Annotated in this window: 1 pseudogene; it reads right to left on the bottom strand. The window is 60.8% G+C overall.

Going from position 1 to position 413, the window contains the following annotated elements:
* Window positions 1–127: 127 nt before the first annotated feature.
* Window positions 128–367: pseudogene (locus AF337_RS18595) on the bottom strand (EAL domain-containing protein); the annotation flags it as partial.
* Between the last annotated feature and the right edge of the window lie 46 nt (window positions 368–413).

Raw genomic sequence — 413 nt, forward strand, 5'->3', positions numbered from 1 at the left:
ACATCCTCCTTTCCAGCCCACGACAATTATGCGGCTTCGCCCACCTTTCTCAAAATGACGAATGCTTGATGGCATCCGGCGGCACGCATTTCCCCGGACGCCACTCCCAGCTGTCGCTTAAACGACTCTATCTGCGTGACGAAGCCGTCTTCAGAGCGCGGCCGTGGATCAGCGCCTCTGCCTCGTCCTGCGGCATCGGCCGGCCGAGCAGATAACCCTGCACCTCACTGAAACCTTCAGCGCGCAGCTTCTGCAACTGCTCTTCCGTCTCGATCCCTTCGGCCAGCGTCGTCGCGTTGAAGCCGGAACCGATGCCGACGACGGCGCGCACGATGGCGAGATTGCCGGCATCCGTCTCAATGCCCGATGTAACTCAGGCATTTGGCGCCGTTGACGTCATCCACGCCATTTCG

The organism is Rhizobium ecuadorense (assembly GCF_001187535.1).
In the GTDB taxonomy this organism is placed as follows: Bacteria; Pseudomonadota; Alphaproteobacteria; order Rhizobiales; family Rhizobiaceae; genus Rhizobium; species Rhizobium ecuadorense.